The sequence below is a fragment of the Microaerobacter geothermalis genome (genome assembly GCF_021608135.1).
Taxonomy (GTDB): Bacteria; Bacillota; Bacilli; order DSM-22679; family DSM-22679; genus Microaerobacter; species Microaerobacter geothermalis.
In genome coordinates this window covers 90445-115294 of record NZ_JAKIHL010000001.1, presented here as the reverse complement: position 1 = coordinate 115294, position 24850 = coordinate 90445, and the positions used below count along the sequence as shown (strand labels likewise).

The following is a 24850-nucleotide window of genomic DNA, read 5'->3' as shown; positions in this document are numbered from 1 at the left end:
ATTATACCACCTTTTTAACATTCCCATGAAGAGTGTCAAATGAACTGGTTATGATTTCTCCGTCTTTTTTGACCAACACCCATTCAAGGAAAGGTGCCCTTTCTTTTATATACTTTGTTCCTTCCTGTTCACCTAATATGCAAAAAATTTTTGCCCAAACCTCTGCTTCTGTTACAGAAGAAGCATATACAGTAGCTTGGATTATATCCGTATCTGCAGGCATTCCTGTTCTTGGATCAAGAATATGATGAACCTTCATTCCCTGATGTATCCACTGCCTTTGCAAACAAGAGGAGGTGGCAACCCCTCCATTTGATATTTGAATGACTGCAATGATTTCCTCGGTAGAGTAGGGTGATTTTATTTCTATATGCCAATCTTTACTCTGGTTGTCCCATACCTGAAGATCTCCCCCTGCGTTAATATAGCCAGAGGGAATCTGATAGGTATGCTTTAACATATCAGAAAGTTTCTCACAAGACCATCCTTTGGCCAATCCGCCAAAATCCAACTGGTAGGAAGAGGATAACTTCAATGCTTTCATCTCGGGATAAAGGGTAATGGGAATAGAAGATGACAAGACCGAAGGATTGGTATTTACTCTCACTTCTTCTTGATACGGGTATTCCTTTAACTGTTCAAAACTGCAGTTGTACCCCAAATTCACTAGATGTTTCCCCAGAAATGGACAAAATAGTGAATGGGTCCTTTTCCAATAATATATTCCTTTTTCAGCTACTTCATAAAACAGTTCTGAAACAATCATAGGTTTTGATGGGGAATGATTTAGAAAGGATAGCTCACTTCCCGGTAGGAATCGGGACAACTTTTGCTCTACATATTGAAACCAGTCCCTTCCTAATGAGAAAAGTTCAACCTCTTCTGTATCCAATACAAGCTCCACTTCAGTGTTCATGGCAAAAAAACATATTTTCCTCATTACGAACCCCTAGTTCTTGTGACTCTAGAGTATTTTTCCTTTATCTCCGTTGGTTCTTCCCAATCCCATTGAGCAAAAATCTCCCCTCTGTCACTGGTTTGATTAAAAACTTTCGACTCCCTTGTCCTTTGCCATTCCCAGATTGTTGGATCGATGCTATCCTGTTTCCATTCTCCCTTTGGAACCTTTACTAATTGTTCTGAACCAGGAGTCGTTTGATCTTGTTTCATCCATCCCAGAAATCCTAAAAACATGGCGATTCCCGTTAAACCGACTACCCATTTTAGCCAATGTTTCATATTATTTCACCTTCTTTAACTCCAATATTTTATAATTGTCAGCCCATTTTACTTCCATTTGCATACCCTTCGTAAGAAAAAGAATGGGAACGTAAATATCCCCTTCAAACAAAAGCGACCTTTCAGGCAAGTAGTATTTGATCCGATTCACATAACCAACCGCCCTATCTGCCCTTACTACTAATTGTTGATTGTCTAAATTAATCTCCATAATCTCATATTTCTCAAACCAATTTACCTGGGCATTTACAATCTCTGCTAATTTCTTTGCAGGTGCCAGGATCTGCCCACCAACGACCTTCACCTTCATGGGGTATATGGTATTTTCATACCTAAGATTTATCACTGCTGATTCAATAAATTGACTTCTTTCACTTGTATACTTGCTTTCATTTTCTCCGTCGTCCTTGCTTTCACCCTCACTATACTTTTCATCATCATTTTCTTCATGTTCATCTTTTTCTCCATATTCTTCGTATTGCTCATCCCCTTCAGTCCATTCGTGTTTTTCCTTTCGGTCTTCACTTTCATCAAACGCCCAAACCGAGAAAGAGAGTGCCATGAAAGACAGAAAAAATATCATTGGTACAATAACCCATTTGTTACTACCTAATTTAAATCCTTTTTTCATTTGATCCACCTTCCTTTCATCCATAACATAGCCATATAAAATGAAAGGAAAATGAAAAATAGCGGATTCATGCAATATTCTAAAAAGGCTTGATTTTTTCCCCGGACAACGGTATGATGAGATTAAAATAATTGATTGATCAAGGGGAGTAGCTTTTACGATAAAGTCGTCAGGTCAGGGGAAACCCTCGGCTTTATCGGCAGCTTAAACGTTGTTAGCAAGACCTTAACCAATATTGGGTTAAGGTCTTTTTATATACAATGATAAAACCTGGAGGGGATGAATATGAGAACATTACCGATCTCTGTAAAAAATGAGTTAGTGGAAAAAAACAAGGAAGAAATTTTGCAGAATAAGGACATTCTAAAGGAGATAGAAGAAAAGGTGGAAAACAACATTATGAAGAAAAGTTTTGCGCCTCATCCAAGAAATACGAATAATCACGCATAATGGAGGTGTTTTCTTTGGAATGGTTTTCCGCTGAATTTTTCACTGCGTTGCTATCCATCATCATCATTGACCTGGTTTTGGCAGGAGATAATGCCGTTGTTATTGGTATGGCGGCCAGAAACCTGCCAAAAGAATCCCAGAAAAAAGCCATCTTCTGGGGGACCTTTGGAGCTATTGGAATAAGAGCAGTTGCGACACTGCTTGTAGTTTATTTGTTAAAAATACCTTTTCTGTTATTGGCCGGAGGTCTGGTATTGATATGGATTTCATACAAGCTCCTTGTGGAAGAAAAAAAACATGAGGAAGTTAAAGCAGGAAAAAATCTTGTCGAAGCAATAAAAACCATCATGATCGCCGATGCGATGATGGGATTGGACAATGTTATTGCCGTAGCAGGTGCAGCCAAGGATTCCTACTTCTTGGTTATCTTGGGTCTTTTAATCAGCATCCCTATTGTCGTATGGGGAAGTACTCTAATCCTCAAATGGATGGAGCGATTCCCCTTCATCATTTATTTTGGCGCGGGTGTTCTGGCTTTTACTGCAGCAAAGATGATTACTGATGAGCCCTTCTTAATCAATTTTTTTGAAGGGAATCCCATCATCAAGTGGATGATCATCCTGGTTATTGTTGCAGGGGTGCTTCTTACGGGGAAAGTCGTCAATCAAAAAAGAAAGTTCAAGTCACCTGAATTGACTTGAACCTTTTTCATTACATCCGTACAATTTATCGCCAAACTCGACATGCATACGTGCAAATCCCCTTGTTCCATTCTTAGAGGCACTTAATCATCGGATAAACGGTGAAAAAATGACATCCATGGTGTCCAAAACCATCGGAATAAAGGTCCTGAAAATTGGTTGAATGGTATACTGATCCAGAGGAGTAATCACCAAAAACAAAAAGAGAAATATTCCATAGGCTTCATATTGGGTCATTCTCGCCCTTATGTCTTTTGGAGCCAGGTCCTCAATCATCCGATATCCATCCAAAGGGGGAAAGGGAAGCAAGTTGAAAACAAATAAAACCACATTTAAGTAGATCAGTATGTTAAAAAATTGATACAACACTTCATTCATTTGGGCCGACAAATTGTCTAATACCCCCGTCCCTGCTAAACCATAATAAACCGCCATTCCCAGAGCAGCAACAAACAAATTGCTTACTGGTCCTGCCGCTGATACCAAAAATCCAGCCAAACGGGGATTTTTGAAAAAGAAGCGATTGACCGGAACCGGTTTCGCCCATCCAAACCCGGCAATAAAAATAAACAACGTACCCAATATATCCAAATGGGCCAGTGGAGATAATGTTAATCTCCCCTGATTTTTTGCCGTAGGATCACCAAACTTCCAAGCCACATAGGCATGGGAAAACTCATGTACAGAAAAGGCAACGGCAAGTGCAACAACCACATAGGGAATCTGCTCAAGGGGAAAAGCTAAAAAACGACTGAAATCCATCTCTAATCTCCCATCTCAGTGATTTCCAATCGAAGGAACTTATTTTTTCAATTACTTTTTTAATTTCATTATAACCTTTCTTTTTTCCAATAAGTGATTTACGATTATATTATACCATCAAACGGTTGAAGGAGAAATGTGCAGTGGGAATCCTGATTCGTGTTCTTCTTTTTATCGCTATCATTTATTTTGCCTATCGCTGGATACGCTATCTGTTTGATCCTAAACGGAAGCTTGAAATTGCCCTAGACAAAAAAACTCCTTTTTTTCTTGACGATCCAAATCATGTCCGCAAAAATTTTTCAATTGCATACAAAGGAGTTTTGTTCGAAGGCGAAAAGTATCTCGGAACAACTGAACGGGCTTTTACCGTGGTTTCCGTTTTTGTTTGGGTGAAAAATCCCAATAAATTAAAGGGGTTTGAGAAAGAGGATTTCTATGAAATCGAAAAAATGATTACAGAGCATTACCCCTATGCAGATATTGAATGGAAGAATCCCATAAAAGATTTTTTACATGGAATACACTCATAATCACGACTCACTTTGACTATTATTGACCTTTATGGTTCTTTGGAATATAATAAATACTGGAGATCAATCTATAAGGAGGAGTTTCTATGAGTCGTGATTTTTTCCCCATGCGGCCCTTTCGTTCCGGCTCTTTGCTGGATGAAATGAAAAGGGAGCTGAATGAATTTTTCAATGAGGACTTGATGGGTTTTAAGGGAGCTAAGCAACCCAAGGTTGATGTGTTGGAAAGAAATGACGCCTATGTAGTAAAGGCTGACCTTCCCGGCATGAAGAAGGACCAGCTGGAAATCTCCTTTGATCACGGTATTCTGACCATTAAAGGAAATCACAATGAAGAAACAGAGACCTCCGGCGAAAGATTTCTGTACAAGGAAAGAAAGGCATCCAGCTTTATCCGTCAACTTCCCATCGGAGAAAATGTAGTGGAAGAAAACATCTCCGCCTCCTATAAAGATGGCGTTTTGGAAATTGTCCTCCCAAAATCAAGCAAAAAATCACGGCAACGAATCATCAACATCGACTAAATCTTAGTTTATCTGAAAGAGGAGTGTTGGAAACACTTCTCTTTTTTATTAAAAATTTCCATTTGCATCAACTGACCACCCTTGTATATAATAGAAACAAATGTTCGGTTATCAGGGGTGGTTATTATGGAGCTTTTACCGGAGGATTTGGTCCGGGATCATCTGATATTCCATCTTCTCGTCAAGGTTTTGGATAGAGATTTTCATGTATTGAAACGTTCTGCCGTCAAATTCCCCATTGTTTATCTTCATCTTGCCGATTCTCTCCGAGAGCAACTGATTCATAAAATAAGGTCCACACGTGAACAGATGAGGAAAGTTCAACTCAGAATTTTGCAAGAGGAAAAAAATAAAGATGGATACACCATTCTTTATAAGCATAAAGGATATATCCATCAGGCCAATTATTCTTCCGAATTCTTGCGTTCCCTGTGTGAGGAGACTTTCATGAATTTGCTGCACCTTTCTTATAAAGAAGACTTAGTTTAGATGGAGTTTAGTTGAACTTATCCAGGGAATTTAAAAAAATGAGTCAAAGAAGATGCAACATAAATGATCTTACATTGCATCTTCTTCCAAAAATCGATCACCCTTTCGTTCCAGTTTCTTTTCAAACCCCTTGGATCAGAAGCTATAGATGAACTAATGTTTGTTCTAGCATTGAACAATAAAATTCAATAAATTTTGTGAAAAAAAGATGATGTATTTTTGTTTTTGAATAATGCTTAAACTCCTCTAAATATGGTAGAATATATTTTTCAATTACCTGTTGTTGTAAATTTTTAATTTGTTGAGCCAGCTTCTGATCACCATTTTCAATTGCCTTGATTTCTTCTTGAATCGATGCTGTTAAAAAAGCAGTGAGAATTCCGATATGATCTGGAAACTCCTCTTTTTCTATCGGATAGTAAAATCCTACTTTTTCATAGACTCCAATTAAACAGAGGAGTTCTTGCTTAAATTTCTCCGTGTCTTCATTTAGCTTCTTTGCATAGAAAGAAATATAAGGTGGTACATAGTACTTGCCAGGGATGAGAAAATAATTTTCATACCATAATGAAACTTCCTCTCGCTCATAATGTTTATGGAAAGAAAATTGATCTCGTAGTGAAGCTGGAATTTCCCGAAAAATCGTTTCATACTCTTTCCAATTTCCAAACCAAATTTGAGTGAATAGATTACATATCAACCGTTTACCGTATACTTCCTCTAACTTTTCATTCATAACATGATCCCTTCCTTTGGGTCGTGTGTGCTGAGAGCTGTCTTCATTCCGCTTTGAAAGTAAGTAAATCGAACGTTTTACTGGTCAACTATGCTTTCGATATTTCGACATACAAATCTAGTTGACCTGGTGAACCACCGATTAAGTCAACAATCACACCGTTTTTATAACTAATATCCTGTTTCAACAAATAATTTACGGCAAATCCTTCACCACGGCCACCTGGTATGCCTGATTCTTCATGCATTGGTTCCTTGAAGGCAAATGGCGTGTGATTATAAGTTGGTAAAGGATTCTGCATGACATTGTCGATTGTATTAGGATTAACGCCATATCCTTTTTGTCCGAAATTATATGCTGCCCCGACAACTCCTGGACGGATACCTTCGGTAACAAGCACGGTGCCTTCAGCTTTGTAATCAGGAGCCGTGATAACAATTTTATCTCCATTCTTTAGACCCCTCGATTTAGCATCAATCGGGTTCATCCAGACGTAATTGTCTGATCTAATTTCTCGAAGCCACGCACTGCTAATGGTCCGATAAGTGCCAATATTACGGGACTTCCAGTTTACAAATTGTAGCGGAAACTCAGCCTTTACCAATTCTCCATTGTAATATTTGATTTCCTCATGTTTAGGAATTCCGTCAAAATAGCTACCATCGTAGGAATTTTTTCCTCCTGCTACCCCCTCATCATAAAAGTTCACCTGACCGCCAAATTTATATTTTAAATGTTCCCCTACATAACCTGTATTGCTTGCTTCAAATCTTCCTCCGCGGTTAAGAACATATACTACTTTTGCCCACTCCTCGGGTTTAACTGCTTTTTTCCAACGGTCTAAATCAAAATATTTCCCCAGTCCTAATTGCCGCGCTTTAACAAAGGTGTCCATTTCCTTTTTGGACGCATCTGGAACAGGAGTCTCATCATACGCAATATTTGCTACTCTTTTTAGATAAAAGTCTTCTTCTGAATGAAGTGAACTTCCATCAACAAATGCCCCTTCCCCAACACCAGGAAGCTTCATTGCCTTTGCTAATTCAATCAAACTATTTTCAAATGACCGCACATCGGGAAATACTCTTGTTACTGGCTGATATATTCCGGCAAATTTAGTTGTAATGTTCGGATAAATGGCTTCACGTCCCCAACGCTCCAAATACGTCGTATCAGGTAATATATAATCAGCGTACTGTGAAGAATCGCTTATCGTTACATCTGAGGCAACATATAAAGGAAGAGATTTTTGATCTGCTAACACCTTTGCCTGTATTTCCCCAATTGGATTTGATAACACTGGTGAAAAACGGTTAATAAATAGTGCTTTTAATCCATAAGGATACTTTTCAGCCGCACTTGGAAGCACTTCGTAAACAGTGTGTGAACTAAACGGCAACCAAGGACGTTTTGCCGGATAACCGTCTTTCTTAAATAAAGATGTTTTTTCATACTTCACTTTATAACGGGCTAAAGGAATACCCCATGCTTTGTTTGCATTTGGAACAGACATCAAATCATATCTTCCTTCAAATTCCTTATAAAATGCCCCGGTTGTAAGACTGCCGCCTTTCCAATCATAGTTTCCTATCAGATGGTTCAAGATCGCAATGGCACGCTGACTGTAATACCCGTTTACATGCATGGCAGGCCCACGATATGCGGTAATGGCCGCACGCTTTCCATAGGAAGTAAATTCTTTTGCTAGTTTAATAATTTGCGATTTATCAATCTGCGTAATTGCTGCATATTCTTCTAGTGACTTTTCCATTACCCTCTCTTTATAAAGAGTAAAACTTGATTTCACTTTAATCCCATTGATCGTTGTATCTACCTCTAATTGTCCTTCTTCCGCTTGATCATGAGGGACAGGTATTCCATTTTGAAGAACAACAAACTGTTTATCACTGCCAAGATTTAAGTCGCTTGCTCTAAGCTTCGGACGTCTTGGATCACTCATATTTACAAGGTGTGTTGCATCACTCCAAGTTGGCTCACCATCTTTTTCTGCTGCCTGCTTATTCGGATTAAGCAGATAGTCTTCATCATAACGACGATTTTCTACTATCCAACGCCCAATCGCAAGGGCAAGAGCTCCATCGGTTCCTGGTTTTATTGGTATCCACATGTCTGCTTTTTCGGCTGTCTTGCTTAGCCGAGGGTCAATCACAGCCATTTTCATTCCCCGTTCAAGTGCATTCATAATTTTGGGGGCAAGCCAGGTTGGTCCTTTATTGGCTACCAAGGGATTTGATCCCCATACGATTAGAAATAGTGCATGATCAACATCAGCATACTGTCGCTTCTTTTTCTTACCATTTGAATAAGAGCGAACATTCCCAATTACACTACTAACACCGCAAACTCCTCCATGATGCTCATAGTTAATACTTCCGAAACTATTTAAGATAAGGCGGCTAATGAAATCACGGCGATCCCCCAGCATAAATGCAATTTGATTTGCCTTTGGGCCAAAATCAGGATGTTTCGTATCTATTAAAACATCTTTATATTTTTGATCAAACTCGGAAAATGTCATATCTCCATTTTTTACCTTCTCCCAATCATCCATCACCGGTTTTTGGGGAATATATGCCCAGATATCCTTTAGACCAGGTGTATTCAAATCTTTGCTACCGTTAATAATTTCATCATACGCTTGTTCCCAAGTAATTGTTTTCCATTTCCCGCTTCCCCTAGGGCCAACACGTTTCAATGGTTTACGAACTCGATAAGGATCATATGCCGTCTGAATTCCAGCCTGCCCTTTAAGACATGTACGTCCTCCGCGAAAACCACGTCCCTCTTTTGCAACATCACCTGTCCCTTTAACCGCAACATCTATTGGAGTATCATATGATATTTGGCCATAGGGTTCCATGTTGAGCGGACTATATTGATTCCCTGCAATTTTTCGTACGATTGAACTGTAAGGACCGGAATTAGAACCCTTCATAACATAAGCTTTAATCGTACAGTACGTGTTACACTGCTCACATGAGGTAAATATAACATTTTCAGCCGTATAATCCTGATAAGAAGTTCCCACTCCATGGGGTTCATCAAACCAAACTCCGTTCATGACCTGTTTTACCGGACCAACAAAGGCCGGCCCAACAAAGGCAATGGCTCCAAGGGTTCCCAAAACCTTTAAAAATCCCCTTCGATTCACTTTCTTATTTTCCATGTTCGATCACTCCATTTTCTGAATACTCCACTTCTTCGATTGGTAATAACTTTTCACCTAGCGTATAGAGCAAAAGAAACATCGCAATTAAGCCGAACGTAACAACCCATTCCGATAGGTTAGGATAATAATTTGGCGTCGGCATTCCCTCGAACGGTGGCACTATAAAGACCGGAACAACCATGTTAAAACGAACACCCACAACCCCGAGAATGGTTAGAATCGATGCTGTTAATATCCAGTTAACAGATGTGCGAGTCCTTTTCAAAAATAGGATGCCTAGTGGAATGATCATGGCAAAACCCATTTGAAAGATCCAAAAACTCCACCACCAAGGACCTGTTGTCATATGACCAATCGTTTGCATTTCTTCATATTGCAACCCGTAGGTTCCCACCAAAAATTCGTACCATTCCATAATCAACTCGATTGCTAGAAAGAGTGCCAACAAACTTCCTAAAGATCGGACCATTTCTGTATCTATTGGTTTTTTCAACACCTTGTTTTTAATTACATAAAGCGAAATTGATAAAGCGGTCCCCGAAACAAGTGCAGACATAATAAAGATAATAGGGAACAGACCTGAATTTAAGAACGGGTGAGCCTTTAACACTGCAAAAATAGAACCTGTACCACCATGTACCCCTAAGATTGCCAGCGGAATCCCAATAATTCCTAATATTTTCATGCGTTTTTTATCACGTTGTTCATCTTCTTTTGTCATTTCTTTTTTACCGAAGGTTAAGAATTGGTAAAATTTCGCTAACCGATTCTTCTTTTTTGCAAGTTCAATTAAATCCCCTCGCATGGATAAATACAGTTCCACTATGAGAAAAAGAATGTAAACGATGTAGAAGTGGATTTCCCAAGCCATTGTACTTGTGATATTCCAATAAATAATAGAGTTAAATACGTGATCCGGACGGCCAATATCTAGGAAAATAAACGTAATTGCTGTAATCATACTGACGATTGCTGAAAGCAGTGCTGCGCGCCCTATCTTTTCGTATTTTTTCATCCCAAAGCCATATATGAGAGTCGATAATAAAAAGGATCCCGCACTCATTCCAATAAAGTAGATGTAAAACGCCACCCATGCCCCCCAAGGGACCTCATCTGTCAGGTAAGTAGAAGCCATACCCTCCATAAAAAAGCCTTTAATGATAAAGTAAACGCCGATCAAAAAAACGGGAAGAAGGGTCCCCCACCAAACTCGTTCCATTTTGTTTAGGCGAGACGACGGAACTTTCATTTTTTCTGTATATACAACAGGTTCATTCATTACCCAACTCTCCTTTGTCTCGTAAGTTATTGTTCAAAGATAATCAGACAATTAATACGTTATTTCAAATAAATGACACTCGGCCCAGTGCCTAAATCTTCTTTTAAGCGAAACGCACGTGGACTTGCAGCAAGTTTTGATACTTTGCTGTTTGGATCATTTAAATCACCGAAATATCGAGCATCCCCGATGCAGGTTTCTACACAGGCAGGCTCTTCTCCGCGTTGTAAACGGTGGTAACAGAAACTACACTTTCTCACGGTACCTTCAGGGAGCTTCCCCTTTTTTCTTTCCCCACGGTCTACTCCATATTCAGGACTGGTAACGTCATTAAAACCGATCATTTCATCCTCATAGGATTTTCCGAAATCGAAGGAACGTGCACCGTATGGACACGCTACCATGCAATAACGACAGCCAATACATCGGTCATTGTCAATTACAACAATCCCATTATCTAATTTATAGGTTGCTCTTGTAGGGCAAACCTGTGCACAGGGTGGTTTTTCACATTGCATACAAGGTCTTGGTAAGTTGATCCTCGCTACATTCGGGTATTGACCAACCTCAGTTTCAAGTACGATATTGTAACTCATTCCAGGTGGCGTTCGATTTTCTGCCTTGCACGAGACGGTACAAGTATCACAACCCACACATTTTCGCAAATCAATCACCATTGCCCACTGTGGACCCTTTCCAGTTCTCCTCGGTGGCGTTTCAGAAACATATTCCTTACCAAACTCTTTTACTAAAGAAGAGGAATATTTCTTATGAAAATCCTCAAGACTTAAAGATCCATTAATAACCCTTCTGGCATCCTTTGCCATATTAAAGCCTAATTCGCTATCATAAGGCGATTTGGCCATTTCCTGTTTTGCATCCGGCAAAGCACGATCAAGCAAATGATTCCAATCTTTTTCGGTGAATTCACCCTTTGAGAAAATTCCCATTCCCCTCACCCCTATTTCCTTATCTTTCTTGCGTCATTTTCTGTTTTGTTTGGAAATCATCTGAAATCTCATCTACCACATCACTGGTCAACTCACGAGCTGACTTTTTAAATTCTTTCAACGTTTGTCCAAAGGCTCTCCCAATTTCGGGAAGCTTCTTAGGACCAAAAATAATAAGTGCTAACACCAAAATTAAAATAAGACCCGGAATGCCAATATTAGATAACATGGTTCATCCTCCTTTCGATAAACATAGATATTGCAAATGCCATGCCAAACATCCTGTACGGTTCTTTGAGTCTAACTCTCGGGATATCATGACATGTCGGCATAAAAAAAAGCATGACTTTTTGTCACGCTTATGACATCCTGTCACGCTTCCCCTTCATATTCATTAAGCTTTCGATATAAGTTTCTAACGCTTATTCCTAAAATGTCAGCAGCTTTCTTTTTATTACCTTCCGTATGATCTAGTACCTGCAATATATATTGCCTTTCAATTTCTCGTAATGGAAGGAATAAGTTATCCTTTATTTGATGAGGTAGAGCTTTATTTTTGGAGATTTCGGTATTTGAAAAGATATGATCTTCTTTAATGGTTTTTTCTGGAGCCAAGATACATCCTCTTTCAATCATATGTGACAGTTCCCTTATATTCCCAGGGTAATGATATTGAAGGAGAGCCTTCACCGCTTCTTCGGAAAATACCTTGGATGCATCATATTTAGCTAAGAAATAATGGGCTAAAGGTAGGATATCTTCCCTTCTTTCCCGGAGAGGTGGAATTTCAATTTTAAACACATGAAGACGATAATATAAATCAGAACGAAACTGTTCAAGAGCAACTTTTTCTTCCAAATTGACATTGGTTGCTGCAATGATCCGAACATTTACCTTTAGAACCTGATTCCCTCCAACCCGCCGATATTCTCCTGCTTCCAAGAATCTTAATAATTTGACTTGCAAGGGTAGAGGCATATCTCCAATCTCGTCTAAAAATAACGTTCCCCCATCTGCTAACTCAAAAAGACCTTTTTTTTGGTTCATGGCACCGGTAAATGCACCTTTTTCATGTCCAAACAGTTCACTCTCCAATACAGTTTCCGGTATAGCACCCATATTGATGGGAATAAAGGGTTTGTTATTTCTCAAGCTCTCCTCATATATGAATTGAGCTAAAACCTCTTTTCCTGTTCCGCTTTCACCTAATAAGAGGACAGGTGAATCAGTTTTCGCCACCCTGGTTGCCATGAACAAAATCTCTTTCATGAATGGACTTTCAGCAATAATTCCCCGCTCCCGTACTTTCGTTCTCATCAAATCCTTTAAATGCTGATTCTCAACCGTTAATCTGCTTTTTTCGGATGCTTTTTCAATTAAGGCTTCTAATTCCTTCATGTTATAGGGCTTCGTCAGATAATCATACGCCCCTTTTTTCATCGCTTCAATGGCTGTTTCCACACTGCCATGGCCAGTAAGTACGATGACCTGAACGGATCGTTTATTCTTTTCGAGAAAAGTCATCCCATCCATTTCCGGCATTCGTAGATCCAGTAAAACCACATCAACAGGATGGGCCTCAATGATTTCTAAAGCTTTTCTTCCATCAGCAGCTTCAAAAACGTGATAGCCCTTTCTGGAAAGTCGGGAGCGTAATAAGGTTCGAAATTCTTCTTCATCATCAACAACTAAAATAGTGATGTTATCTTGATTCATCTTTATCCCCCTCCCTCCAATGCGGAAATTCTAATCGAACTAAAGTCCCCTTTTTCCAAGTGCTTTCAAGATAGATATTCCCACCCAGATTTTTAATCAAACCATAGCATACCGATAAGCCTAACCCTGTTCCTTTACCCGGCGGTTTTGTGGTATAAAAGGGTTCAAATACCCTTTTTCTCTCCTCTTCCGTAATTCCTATTCCGTTATCCTTTATTTCAATATAAAGCTTTCCTTTCGCATCATAGGTGGAAATTTGAATGACTCCCTGTTTACCTTCTACAGCATCAATGGCATTAGTAAGAATGTTTAAAATCACTTGATGGATTTCTCCTGACTTTGCTAAAACAAGAGGATCCTTCGATGCGAAATTCTGTTCCAACAATATATGATTCTTTTTAATCTTATGGTGTAAAAGCACCGTTACTTCATTGATTGTTTCATGAACAGAAACTGGCTCTAGTTCCTTTGTGCTTTTTCGTGAAAAGTTTAATAGATTTTGAGTAATTGTTTTACAACGATCAATTTGTTTTTGTATGGTTTCTAAATACCGCTCAATTTCACCTGATTGATAAAGTTGATTAACGTCTTCTTCCTTTAGTCTGTCTTGCAAATCCTCGCTATAAATAGATAAAACTCCTAATGGATTATTGATTTCATGAGCCAATCCGGATGCCAACAACCCGATGGCAGCCAATTTATCCGCCTGATGAACCATTAGCTCCATTTCTCTTTTTTCGGTAATATCTTCAATCACCTCAAGATAAGAGGAATGTTCCTGTTTTGAGGAGTGCAGCACAAATACCTGATGCCTAAAATATCTTGTCTTGCCACGGATGACTCGGGTGGTTACAATCTCCTTGCTGTCTTCAAGGACAATTTCCTTTGTCAAGGCTGGACATGACTCACAAAATCCACAATCACGACCAATGGTTTGCCCACAATGCTTTCCAATTAAATAATCGGGATCACCAAACCAGTTTTCTATTGTTTTATTAACCCATCTTAACTTAAAATCGTGATCAAGAAGAATTAATCCCATACCAAGCCCACTAACAACAGTATCCAGGCGCTTTTTTTCCTCAATTAGCCGATCAGAATTTTCCTTTAATTTTCTCATCATACTGTTAAAGGAATGGGCCAAGCTTCCGATTTCATCACTGGTCTGGATATCTATCTCAGTATTCATATCTCCTTCCGTAACATTTTTTACGCCTTTTTCAATCTTTTCGATGGGCTTACTAAAAAATAATGCAAAGATAATGCTGATGACTGAAACGACCGAAGCAGTGAGAAGTGTATATAAAGTTAAATTCATGACTAATTGACGGCCTGATTGGAAAGCGTCTCTTTCATACTGCTCCAATACAACCATCCAATTGGTTAATGGAACGGTTTGAATGGTTCCAACCACTTCCTTCTCTTCCAAAGAAACATACGATTGAAGAAATACCGGTTGATTCTTGGTGAGATCCTTCTTTTGAAACAAATTTCTATAAAGGCTATCCTCTGAATGATTATCAAAGTAAAGAACTTTGCTAAAATCTTTATGTCCAATGAGACGATAATCTTTATCTAAAATATAAATATAAGCATTTTCCCCTATGGGCTTGGAAACGATTTTAGAGAAAAGACTCTTTAGATTAATGTTTACAATTAATCCCCCATTGCCCTGATTCACACGATGGATGGGTACTGCCAATTGCATGGTTAAACCAGTTTCGGATACCTGAACGTCTCCTAAGTAATCCTTTCCTTCTGCTAACGTGTTTAAAAGTTCCTGATTATTGATCATGTTATTATTTTTAGCCGTTATTACACTTCTTCTTTCTAACCTAAAATTGATTTCTCCATCTTCATTAATCCATATAATGCTGTCTGCCATCGGAACATTTTTTAAAAACCCCCCAAATAAAAAATACAAATCATCATTTTGGTGATGAACTAATCCCGTATCCCTCAACATCTTAAGCTGATTCAAAACATGATAAATTGTCATTTCCAGCTTTTCTACAGAGTTCTGGATAATCACCGAATGTTTGGTTTGCAGGAATTCTTCCATTTTTTCTTGACCGGAATAGATATTAAGAATACCTAAAAGAATAAAAGGGATAATGGACATGGATAGGCCAAAGACGAGTATTTTTACCTTTATCTTGTTCCAGGGTATCACTTGCTGCCAAAAGGATTTCATTCTCATTTTATGATTTCTCCTAAATAAATAATTTCATCAAAGATGGATTGTTTTTTCTCATCCAGCTCCCATCCAATGTCTAACAGGGAATTGTAATTGGCCTTCAATAAATATCTTTCCGGATGTTCTATCGGAATCGATGTAACACTGGAACCCCACAAAACCTTTGAAACAAGATGTGCCGCTTGGACTCCTTGTTCGTAAAAGGAAGATCCGTAAGCCATATACATTCCCTTCTCCACTTGTTCCGGGTAGGCTCCCATAACAAATATTCTTTTTTCTTTTAATAGAGGGAGTTCATTGACTAAAACTTCCTCAAGGACGAAACTGGGTAAAGGAAGTATTGCTTGATAATCAAAATTCTGATCACTTATTAGCTCCCTTACTTCCTGAGAATTTTCTATAGAAACAATATCATAGTTAAGATCTAATAAATGGATTGAAGACAAGGTCTCTGAGATGGCAATTGATGTAGGTGGAGCTTTTTTATCCGTTAAGACCATGATTTTTTTTACTTTCGGATTTATTTTTGCTAATAATTCTAGCCTTTTCCCGATCACATCAATTTGGCCATTATCAATTCCTGTGATATTGGATCCTCCTTTATGTCCCGCCACTAATCCCCATTCTTCAGGAGAGGCTACCCCAATAAAGACTACGGGAACATCAGGATTTAGATTTTTAATAATCAGTGTTTCTACTCCACCTGCGGTAACAATAATATCCAAAGGGTTAGCAAGAAGTGTTGAAGCTTGATATACTATATCCTCTCCGTATTTTGACTGATATTCATGATAAACCGTATTCTCACCTTCATAGAACCCCAAGGTTTCCAGTTCATCCTTTAATCCTCTTACCTTATCATATCTACTATCGTTTGCAATTAATATGCCAATATGATATACCTGTTTCTCCTCTTCCCAATTTACGTAAATAATTAAAGAAATCAGCAATATAAAGACAGCTATTAGAAGAAGTAGGTTTTTGTTCACATATTTCTCCCCATTTCATGTAGCACTCTTTTTACAAACACTCTTTTTACTATTGTAAAGGAATGATCCGGTGTTACATTGAAGGATTCGTGAACTTTTTATGAATTTCGCGAAAAAAAAAGGTTCTGGTAACATTTTCTTCTCCAAAACCTTTTACATAGACATGTGTGTTATTCATGACCCTATTTGTATCCAAGGACGATTAAATTTCCACTCCAACTGCAAAGGCAGCTGAAAAATACGTGATAATATCCCTTCTGTTAATACCTCTTTTTTCTCTCCCGCTGCTGCCACTTTCCCATCTTCAAGCAAAAGAACATGGCTGATCACAGGAAGAATTTCTTCTACGTGGTGAGTGACATAGATAATGGTAGGTCCTTCTGGATCTTCTCCTAAAACCTTTACCATATCCAAAACCATTTCCCTGGATAATATGTCCAAACCAGAGCAGGATTCGTCCAAAATAAGAAGCTGGGGAGAAGCCATTAAGGCTCTGGCGATAAGAACCTTTTGTTTTTCACCCTGGGAAAGAAACCGATAGAATTGGTTTGATAGTTTGATCAGTCCAAACTGTTCCAGAAGATTTTTCACTTTCTCGTGATCCCGCTCATCGGTTTCTTCATATATCCCAATAGAAGCAAATTTTCCGCTTAAAACAACGTCATGGACCAAATCCTGACCATAAATTCGTTCCTGGAAAGAAGAGCTTACCCATCCTATAGATTTACGAAGCTCTCTTACATCACATTTTCCAAATTCCTGCCCCAGTACAGAAACCTTCCCCTTAGTTGGCCATTCATATCCCACGATCATATGGAGCAGAGAGGTCTTTCCGGATCCATTAAGTCCCACTATAGCCCAATGTTCTCCCCGATTCACTTGCCAGTTTACTTGATTCAGTATGGTCTTATCTTCTCTAACCCACGAAATATTCTGAAGTTGAATCACGGACATTATTTCCTCTCCCTATTGATGGTATTTATCGCCATTTCAATCACCTTATGATAGGAATCAGTACAAATCCCATCACTCCCCAACAACTTAAATAATGCATAATTATCGTTATCCGATAAGGTTCTCCTCAAGAAGAAAATTCGTGCTTTCACTATACACTTTAATAAAATACTCCTTTCGGGGAATCTTTGTTTCCACCATCCTGTTATCTCCCCACAGCCAATCTTCCTGCTGAAATTGGGTTAAATGTTTTTTATATGCCAACACCTTCTTAGTCCATGTTTTCTCAATATTTACTGCTACAATACTCTCGGAAGAAATTTCAATCAACTTGGGATCCAGTGCTTCATACTGAAAAAGGGGATAGTACAATTCCTTCGCTGTTTTAGCTTTATAAAAGGCAGCTGTTGCCGCACGAGAAATGGCGCGATGGTCGGGATGGTAAGCAAATCTTCCCATTAACCCGAAGGTAATGACGATTACCGGTTTTATCTCCTGTATGTAAGAGATCAATCGTTCTTCAAGATCCCTCTTCTCCGCTTCCTCCACTTCTTTATCGGGAATATCCAGAAAAATAGGGTTACTCACCCCTAATACCTCACAGGCCTTCTTTAATTCCTGCTCTCTGACAAATGGAAGCTGTTCTCTTGTGGTAAAAGGAGGCTTCCCCATTCGTCTTCCTTTCTCCCCTCGGGTAGCACATATTAATGTTAGATCCCATCCAGACTCTGCTAATAGGGCTAAGGTTCCTGCACATGAAACGGTTTCATCATCAGGATGAGCGAATATGGCCAGGAGTTTGTTTGTTGCCATGCTGTATCCCTTCCTCTAAGTTAGATTGATGTTATTCCACCATAATCCCGTCTTTGAAGTTTCTCTTTATAACGAATCCAAGTATCTTTTGATTCTTTTCACTGCTTCTTGAAGCTGCTCCATGGATGTGGCATAAGAGCAACGAATATGGCCTTCTCCACCCTGTCCAAATACATTACCTGGTACAACGGCCACCTTTTCCTTCATGATCAGTCCTTCCGCAAACTCTTCAGAGGTTAATCCGGTACTTTCAATGGAAGGAAACATATAAAATGCGCCCTCGGGTTCATGGGTAGACAATCCAATCTCTCGCAAGGCCTTTACCATATAATTTCTTCTTTGACGATAACTGTTCACCATTTCATCTTTTTCCCGCATTCCATTTTTCAAGGCTTCTATGGCAGCCATCTGTCCCATAATGGGGGCGCAAAGAATGGTGTACTGATGGATTTTGATCATCGCCTGTATCACATCCGGAGGACCAGCTGCAAATCCGATTCGCCATCCGGTCATGGCAAATGCTTTGGAGAAACCAGAAATTAATATGGTTCTGTCAAACATTCCCTTGATGGCCGCAAAGGAATCATGTTTCCGGTCATAGGTTAATTCTGCATATATTTCATCAGAAATCACCAACAGATCATGTTTAACCACTATTTCCGCTACTCTCTCCAATTCTTTTCCAGTCATAATGGCTCCGGTTGGATTATTGGGGTAACAAAAAATAACGGCTTTAGTCCTTCTGCTGATCTTTTCTTCAAAAGCTTCCGGCGTTAACTTAAATGAACTTGTTTTATCTGTGGCAACCGTTACCGGAATCCCCCCCGCCAAGGAAACCACTGGAGCATATGACACATAACTGGGTTCAACCACGATTACTTCATCCCCCGGGTCTAAGATTGCCCTTAAAGCAATATCAATGGCTTCACTGGCACCGACAGTCACCACAATCTCCTTCTCAGGGTTATAATCTAAACGAAATTCCCGCTGCAGGTATTTACTAATTTCCTTCTTTAATTCGGGAAGTCCGCTATTCGCGGTGTATGTGGTATACCCTCTTTCCAATGCTGAAATGCTGGCTTCTCTCATTTTCCAGGGGGTGACAAAGTCCGGTTCTCCAACCCCTAAAGAAATCACCCCTGCCATGGACGAAGCCAGGTCAAAAAAACGCCGGATACCTGAAGGAGGAATAGATTGAATGGTCTTAGATAACCGCGGATTTAGAATAAATGTGTCTATCTTATTCATGGCGTAACAACCATCCGTTTATCATCTTCACGATCATCAAAGATCACGCCATCATGCTTGTATTTTTTCAGGATAAAATGAGTAGTTGTTGAGATAACCGAATCCAAAGTAGAAAGCTTTTCCGAAACAAACTGGGCTACCTCTTTCATCGTAACCCCTTCGATCACTACGGAGAGATCATAGGCACCGGACATCAAATAAACGGATTTCACTTCTGGAAAACGGTAAATCCTTCTGGCAATGTCGTCGAAGCCCACTTCTCGCTTTGGAGTAACTTTTACGTCAATCATTGCGGTGATATGGTCATTTTCTTCAACTTTATCCCAGTTGATAATGGAAGAATATTTAAGAATAATCCCAGATTGTTCCAATTTTTCAACAGTAAATTTCACCTCATCCAAGGGAAGATCCAGCATCTCGGAAAGAACCTGTGGCTCCAGCCTGCTGTTCTCTTCCAGGATGCGCAGTAATTCCTTTATCTTTCCTTTTTCCATTCTCTCCAACCCCTTAGTTTTTTACCTTAAATTTTATCACAGGAAGGGAAAAACAAAGTATCTTTTTCTAATTTTTTTCTGAAAAATTTCCTGAAAATTATCAATTGCACGATGATCATAGTTGGTCCCAGATTCCAAAACAGATTAACCTGGCATTTTTTTAATATTTTTACTGTGTAAATATGCATTTCTATGTGGATTTTTTCTGAATATTAGAATATTATGAATATAGATGTATGAAGAAGGAGGAAAAAACCTATGTGGAAAGCCATTATTATTGCAGAAACCATATTTGCCATGAGCATATCCCTTGCCACTATATTCATCCCAACCATTTTTAAACGGATAGAAAATAAAAGAAACTGATCTCTACTTAATCCCTATGATCCAGAAGATGGACCAGTGCCTCTTCCAGATTTTCAAATGTAAAGACGAAACCAGCATCCAATAACTTCTTCGGATAAACTCTCTGTCCTTTCAGAAGAATTTCTGACATTTCACCAAAGATCAGCTGCAGTACAAAGCCAGGAACAGGGAGCCAGTGGCGAGTTTTCAGCACTTTTGAGAGAATGCGGCCAAACTGATCATTGGTTACCGGATTGGGAGCAACAGCATTTACGGGTCCTTCGATATTCCTGTCTTCTATGCAAAGCTGAATCAGTCTGATCATATCCAACACGTGAATCCAGGATAACCATTGTCTGCCGGAACCAATCTTTCCGCCAATTCCTAATGTATACGGCAACAGCATTTTCGGAAAAGCACCTCCAGTTAAACCTAGTACAATTCCCGTCCGTAATTTCACCACTCTGGTTCCTTTGATTTTGTCAGCCTCATTTTCCCACTGTTGGACAACCTTTGCCAAAAAATCACATCCATATCTTTGCTGATTTTCATCAAATGTGTCGGTTTCCGAATATCCATAAATACCAATCGCAGATCCGTTTATCACGACCTCTGGTTTTTCAGTCAATCTGGATACTAAGTGGGTGACATTTCTGGTCGCATCAAGCCTGGATTGGAGAATCACCCTTTTTCTTTTTTTAGTCCACCTCCCGGTGCTAATCGATTCACCTGCCAAGTTAACCAAAGCATAAATACCTTCCAATTGATCTAGTTGACGGTCTAATTGCCCCCACGTAACACATTGAACATTAGGAAATTTTTCCTTTGCATAGGAACGGTTGCGCGAAATCAGAACAACCTCAATTTTGCTTTTTAACCATTCCTCAACGAGATAACTGCCTATGAATCCCGTTCCTCCACTTATGGCAATCTTCATTGAAAACCCTCCCGAAACGATTCCTGTCATTACTAATATGTTATCATTTTTTTGGTTATAAAAAAATTTTGGAAAAGCCATGACAAATTGATGACACATCGCCCTGTCAGCGTCAAAAAATAAGGGAGTTTCGTTGATTTTATAAACATGGTAAAGTATATTGAAGAAAAAGCTTGTCAGTACATAGAAATGAGGGAAGAGAAGAATGAATGATCGTTTTTTGCGCGCGTGCAGACGGGAGACCGTTGACACCACTCCCGTATGGTATATGAGACAGGCGGGGAGGTATCAACCGGAATATCGGGAAATTCGCAAAAAATACAGTTTGATTGACATTGTGAAGATTCCTGAACTATGTGTTGAAGTCACCACTTTGCCCGTTCAGCAGTTAAATGTGGATGCCGCTATCTTGTTCTCGGACATTATGGTTCCATTGGATCCCATCGGGATGCCCTTTGAGATTCGCTCAGGGATTGGACCGGTGGTTGACCATCCGATACAAGCCCTGGCTGATGTTGAAAGACTTCATGATCTTGATCCCAACGATTTATCCTTTATGACAGAAACCATAAAAATCCTGTCCAGAGAATTACCTGTTCCTCTCATCGGTTTTTCCGGTGCTCCCTTTACATTGGCCAGTTATATGATTGAAGGAAAACCGTCCCGGGATTATCTGAAAACAAAGGCCATGATGTATAGCGATCCTAAAACATGGTTTGCATTGATGAACCGATTGGAGAAAACAATCATCGATTACTTGGAAATTCAAGTAAATGCGGGAGCAAAAGCCTTGCAGATTTTTGACAGTTGGGCCGGAGCATTATCTCCCGATGATTACCGTGAGTACGTGTTACCTACTGTTCAACGGATATTCCAGGGCATTTCCCATCTTGATGTGCCAAAAATCTATTTTGGAGTAGGTACAGGGGAGCTGTTATTTGATCTGAAACAAACGGGTGCCGATGTGCTTGGGGTGGATTGGCGGGTTCCCCTGAAAGAGGCCTCCCCCAGAATCGGCAATGAGATCGCGATCCAGGGAAACCTTGATCCAGCCTTATTGTTGGCGCCATGGGATGTGCTTAAGCAAAAAGCAATGGAAATTATTGATGCAGGAAGAGAGCATTCCGGTCATGTTTTCAATTTGGGGCATGGCGTATTTCCAACCGCATCGGTTGATACGTTAAAACGTTTGACCGAATTTATACATGAATACGGACAACGAGTGTAAAGGTGGTTAATATTCATGGAGAAACCCATTGGGATTTTATTAATGGCCTATGGCACCCCACGAAGTCTTGATGAAGTGGAAGCTTACTACACGCACATACGCCGTGGGCGAAAACCTACTCAAGAACAACTGAATGAACTCATCAGCCGCTATGAGGCGATTGGCGGGCTTTCCCCTTTGCGAAAAATCACCGAAGCCCAGGCTCAAGGATTAGAAGAACTTCTAAACGAGGCAGGGGGAGGATATCGGGTATATCTTGGAATGAAACACTCTTCTCCTTTCATTGCCGATACCGTGAAAAAAATGGCTGAAGATGGAATAACAAGGGCTGTTGGTCTGGTTCTGGCCCCGCATTATTCGGTGATGAGTGTCGGTACATATATCCAGGCTGCTTTGGAAGCGGCTCAGTCTTATCCGTCTTTACATTTGACTTTTATCAAAAACTGGCATGTCCAACCAAAGTATTTGCAAGCTATTTCAACTCGGATTAAAGGTACCTTGAAAAGATTTCCAACTGATGTACAAGATCAGGTACGGGTGATTTTTTCAGCCCACAGTTTACCGAGGCGAATCTTGGACATGGGAGATCCATATCCGGCACAACTTGAAGAAACAGGGAATGAAGTAGCGAAGATGGTACCATTAAGGCATTGGCTGTATGCCTGGCAAAGTGCAGGCCGTACGCCAGAACCCTGGTTGGGTCCTGATATTTTGGATGTCATAAGAGAAGAGCATTCAAAAGGAAATCGTTACCTTATCAGCTGTCCCGTGGGGTTTGTCAGTGATCATCTTGAAGTCCTTTACGATATTGATATTGAGTGTCAAAAACAAAGTAACGAACTTGGAGTTCATCTTGAACGGACACCCATGTTAAATGCCGACCTGGATTTCTTGCAAGGACTTAAGCATATCATTTTTACCCATTTAACAGGAGAAGAATAATGGAAACAAAACATGTGGCTATCGTTGGTGGCGGTATTGCCGGTCTAAGTGCTGCGTTTTATCTTAAAAAATCTGCACGAGAAAAGGGCTTAAACATCTCCCTTAAGGTGATTGAAAAAGAGAATCACTTTGGCGGGAAGATCAAAACTTCTTATGCAGAGGGACTGATTATCGAAGGAGGTCCCGATTCTTTTCTTGCCCGAAAAACTGCTGCGATTCAATTATGTGAAGACCTGGGGATTGCCGAACAACTGGTGGGAACCAATCCGGCAGCCAAGAAGAATTATATTTTGCACCGGGGAAGATTACGTTCCTTCCCTCCTGTATCCGTGATGGGAATCCCGGCCAAGCTGAGCTCTTTTGCCAAAACTCCTTTAATCTCTCCGATTGGAAAAATAAGGGCAGGATTGGATCTCTTTCTCCCAAAAGGCAACACCAAAGAGGATGAATCTTTGGGTAAATTTTTACGAAGAAGGCTTGGAAACGAGGTTGTGGAACGAATTGTGGAACCCGTTCTGGCTGGGATTTATGCAGGAAGTGTTGATGAGTTAAGCTTGAAGGCTACCTTTCCCCATTTTCATGCCATGATCGAAAAATACGGAAGCCTGATAAAGGGGTCAGCGGCACAAATTGCCATGGGCAAGTCCAAAAAACCTGGACAGACAAATACAACATCCGCTAAGCCTGGTCAAAGAAAACTTCCAAGTAGTATCTTTTTGTCACTGGAAAAGGGGCTCCAAACCCTGCCAGAAGCCCTTGTTGACCGGCTTAACGGTGATGATGTGACGTTAAGAAAAGGAACAGGGGTAGAAGGTTTACACCTGTCCCAAGAAAATAAAAAATATCAACTGCTTCTGACTACCGGAGAAACGATCTTTTGTGATGCCGTTATCCTTGCCACACCAAACTTCGTCACGACCCGATTGCTTCAATTTGATGAGGTTTTGGGTGAAAATCTTGAGATTCCATATGTATCGGTAGCCACAGTTGCCCTCGCATACCGCAAATCAGACATTCAATATCCCCTTGACGGCAGCGGATTCGTGGTTCCAAGGGGTGAAAACCGCTTGATTACGGCTTGCACATGGGTCTCTTCAAAATGGCTGCACACTTCCACCCCTGACCAGGTACTCCTGCGATGTTATGTTGGACGGGCTGGGGACGAGAGGCATTTGAAAATGACAGAAGAAGAAATCATTGAAGGAGTCCAAAAGGATCTGAAAGATATTATGGGAATTGCCGCATCTCCTGTCCATGCAGAAATATTTGAGTGGAAATCTGCCATGCCCCAATATACGGTCGGGCATCTGGAACGAATGAAAAAGGTAGAAGACCGGTTGTCCGAAGCATATCCCGGTCTATTCTTGACAGGTGCAGGATATGACGGGCTCGGAGTACCTGATTGTATCCGTCAAGGAGTAAGCACTGCCGACAATGTCACTCAATATCTCAAAAGAACTTGACTTTCGCCAAGCATGAATTCAAAAAACCTAGCCCATTTTT

General features: G+C 40.0%; 25 protein-coding genes. 8 read left to right on the top strand and 17 right to left on the bottom strand.

From position 1 onward, the window contains the following. Position 1 precedes the first annotated feature (1 nt). Genes L1765_RS00615 through L1765_RS00605 form a run of 3 tightly spaced genes read right to left on the bottom strand, consistent with a single transcriptional unit; the run spans position 2 to position 1870 of the window. Positions 2-940 (bottom strand): FAD:protein FMN transferase, encoded by a 939-nt coding sequence (locus tag L1765_RS00615; RefSeq protein ID WP_236403236.1) that lies wholly within the window; start codon positions 938-940, stop codon positions 2-4. After that, on the bottom strand, positions 940-1239 hold the full coding sequence (locus L1765_RS00610; RefSeq protein WP_236403233.1) for a hypothetical protein: 300 nt from the start codon (positions 1237-1239) through the stop codon (positions 940-942). The genes L1765_RS00615 and L1765_RS00610 overlap by 1 nt, the downstream gene beginning before the upstream one ends. Position 1240: 1 nt before the next feature. Further along, entirely contained in the window at positions 1241-1870 is a 630-nt protein-coding gene (locus L1765_RS00605) for a stalk domain-containing protein (RefSeq protein WP_236403230.1), read from the bottom strand. Between the two features lie 285 nt (positions 1871-2155). On the opposite strand from L1765_RS00605, the gene L1765_RS00600 reads away from it, so the two are divergent. Next, entirely contained in the window at positions 2156-2320 is a 165-nt protein-coding gene (locus L1765_RS00600; RefSeq protein WP_236403228.1) for an FbpB family small basic protein, read from the top strand. 14 nt (positions 2321-2334) lie between these two features. Next, positions 2335-3021: a TerC family protein gene (locus tag L1765_RS00595; protein ID WP_236403223.1), complete on the top strand. Its 687-nt coding sequence runs from the start codon at positions 2335-2337 to the stop codon at positions 3019-3021. Between the two features lie 87 nt (positions 3022-3108). Here L1765_RS00595 and L1765_RS00590 read toward each other — a convergent pair whose 3' ends face one another. Next, the gene (locus L1765_RS00590; protein ID WP_236403220.1) at positions 3109-3783 is read right to left on the bottom strand and encodes a site-2 protease family protein; all 675 of its coding nucleotides are present in this window, start codon (positions 3781-3783) and stop codon (positions 3109-3111) included. A gap of 143 nt (positions 3784-3926) precedes the next feature. Between L1765_RS00590 and L1765_RS00585 the strand changes: the two genes are divergently transcribed. The 3 genes from L1765_RS00585 (at position 3927) to L1765_RS00575 (ending at position 5329) form a co-directional block, all read left to right on the top strand. Next, positions 3927-4316: a sigma-w pathway protein ysdB gene (locus L1765_RS00585; protein WP_236403219.1), complete on the top strand. Its 390-nt coding sequence runs from the start codon at positions 3927-3929 to the stop codon at positions 4314-4316. Positions 4317-4402: 86 nt separating this feature from the next. Further along, positions 4403-4840, top strand: coding sequence for an Hsp20/alpha crystallin family protein (locus L1765_RS00580; RefSeq protein ID WP_236403218.1), 438 nt, complete (start codon positions 4403-4405; stop codon positions 4838-4840). Between the two features lie 126 nt (positions 4841-4966). Beyond that, on the top strand, positions 4967-5329 hold the full coding sequence (locus tag L1765_RS00575) for a hypothetical protein (protein ID WP_236403217.1): 363 nt from the start codon (positions 4967-4969) through the stop codon (positions 5327-5329). Positions 5330-5471: 142 nt separating this feature from the next. Here L1765_RS00575 and L1765_RS00570 read toward each other — a convergent pair whose 3' ends face one another. The 13 genes from L1765_RS00570 to L1765_RS00510 form a co-directional block, all read right to left on the bottom strand. Then, entirely contained in the window at positions 5472-6065 is a 594-nt protein-coding gene (locus tag L1765_RS00570; protein ID WP_236403216.1) for a molecular chaperone TorD family protein, read from the bottom strand. An 88-nt stretch (positions 6066-6153) separates the two neighbouring features. Then, positions 6154-9252 (bottom strand): molybdopterin-dependent oxidoreductase, encoded by a 3099-nt coding sequence (locus tag L1765_RS00565; protein ID WP_236403215.1) that lies wholly within the window; start codon positions 9250-9252, stop codon positions 6154-6156. Then, complete coding sequence (nrfD, locus tag L1765_RS00560) at positions 9242-10534, bottom strand: NrfD/PsrC family molybdoenzyme membrane anchor subunit (protein ID WP_236403214.1); 1293 nt, start codon at positions 10532-10534, stop codon at positions 9242-9244. Before nrfD ends, L1765_RS00565 begins: the two co-directional genes overlap by 11 nt. 59 nt (positions 10535-10593) lie before the next feature. Further along, positions 10594-11484: a 4Fe-4S dicluster domain-containing protein gene (locus L1765_RS00555; protein WP_236403213.1), complete on the bottom strand. Its 891-nt coding sequence runs from the start codon at positions 11482-11484 to the stop codon at positions 10594-10596. Positions 11485-11503: 19 nt separating this feature from the next. Further along, positions 11504-11713, bottom strand: a complete 210-nt coding sequence (locus L1765_RS00550; protein WP_236403212.1) for a twin-arginine translocase TatA/TatE family subunit — start codon at positions 11711-11713, stop codon at positions 11504-11506. 143 nt (positions 11714-11856) lie between these two features. Further along, entirely contained in the window at positions 11857-13200 is a 1344-nt protein-coding gene (locus L1765_RS00545; protein ID WP_236403209.1) for a sigma-54-dependent transcriptional regulator, read from the bottom strand. Beyond that, positions 13187-15400, bottom strand: a complete 2214-nt coding sequence (locus tag L1765_RS00540; protein WP_236403201.1) for a sensor histidine kinase — start codon at positions 15398-15400, stop codon at positions 13187-13189. Before L1765_RS00540 ends, L1765_RS00545 begins: the two co-directional genes overlap by 14 nt. Next, entirely contained in the window at positions 15397-16386 is a 990-nt protein-coding gene (locus L1765_RS00535) for an ABC transporter substrate binding protein (RefSeq protein WP_236403198.1), read from the bottom strand. The genes L1765_RS00540 and L1765_RS00535 overlap by 4 nt, the downstream gene beginning before the upstream one ends. Positions 16387-16560: 174 nt before the next feature. Further along, positions 16561-17340, bottom strand: coding sequence for an ABC transporter ATP-binding protein (locus L1765_RS00530; protein ID WP_268928592.1), 780 nt, complete (start codon positions 17338-17340; stop codon positions 16561-16563). Between the two features lie 108 nt (positions 17341-17448). Next, the gene (locus L1765_RS00525; protein WP_236403195.1) at positions 17449-18153 is read right to left on the bottom strand and encodes a PIG-L deacetylase family protein; all 705 of its coding nucleotides are present in this window, start codon (positions 18151-18153) and stop codon (positions 17449-17451) included. Between the two features lie 66 nt (positions 18154-18219). Further along, positions 18220-19401 carry an aminotransferase gene (locus L1765_RS00520; RefSeq protein ID WP_236403189.1) on the bottom strand — a complete coding sequence of 394 codons (1182 nt, stop codon included), beginning with the start codon at positions 19399-19401 and terminating at the stop codon, positions 18220-18222. Beyond that, entirely contained in the window at positions 19398-19895 is a 498-nt protein-coding gene (locus tag L1765_RS00515) for an Lrp/AsnC family transcriptional regulator (RefSeq protein WP_236403186.1), read from the bottom strand. Before L1765_RS00515 ends, L1765_RS00520 begins: the two co-directional genes overlap by 4 nt. Before the next feature lie 373 nt (positions 19896-20268). Next, entirely contained in the window at positions 20269-21177 is a 909-nt protein-coding gene (locus tag L1765_RS00510; RefSeq protein ID WP_236403185.1) for a TIGR01777 family oxidoreductase, read from the bottom strand. 205 nt (positions 21178-21382) lie between these two features. Between L1765_RS00510 and hemE the strand changes: the two genes are divergently transcribed. From hemE to hemG, 3 genes are read left to right on the top strand one after another with little or no spacing between them, the layout of a single operon-like run. Next, positions 21383-22405, top strand: a complete 1023-nt coding sequence (gene hemE / locus L1765_RS00505) for a uroporphyrinogen decarboxylase (RefSeq protein WP_236403179.1) — start codon at positions 21383-21385, stop codon at positions 22403-22405. A gap of 15 nt (positions 22406-22420) precedes the next feature. Continuing rightward, complete coding sequence (gene hemH / locus L1765_RS00500) at positions 22421-23347, top strand: ferrochelatase (RefSeq protein WP_236403175.1); 927 nt, start codon at positions 22421-22423, stop codon at positions 23345-23347. Next, positions 23347-24810: a protoporphyrinogen oxidase gene (hemG, locus tag L1765_RS00495; protein WP_236403172.1), complete on the top strand. Its 1464-nt coding sequence runs from the start codon at positions 23347-23349 to the stop codon at positions 24808-24810. The genes hemH and hemG overlap by 1 nt, the downstream gene beginning before the upstream one ends. The last annotated feature ends 40 nt before the right edge of the window (positions 24811-24850 follow it).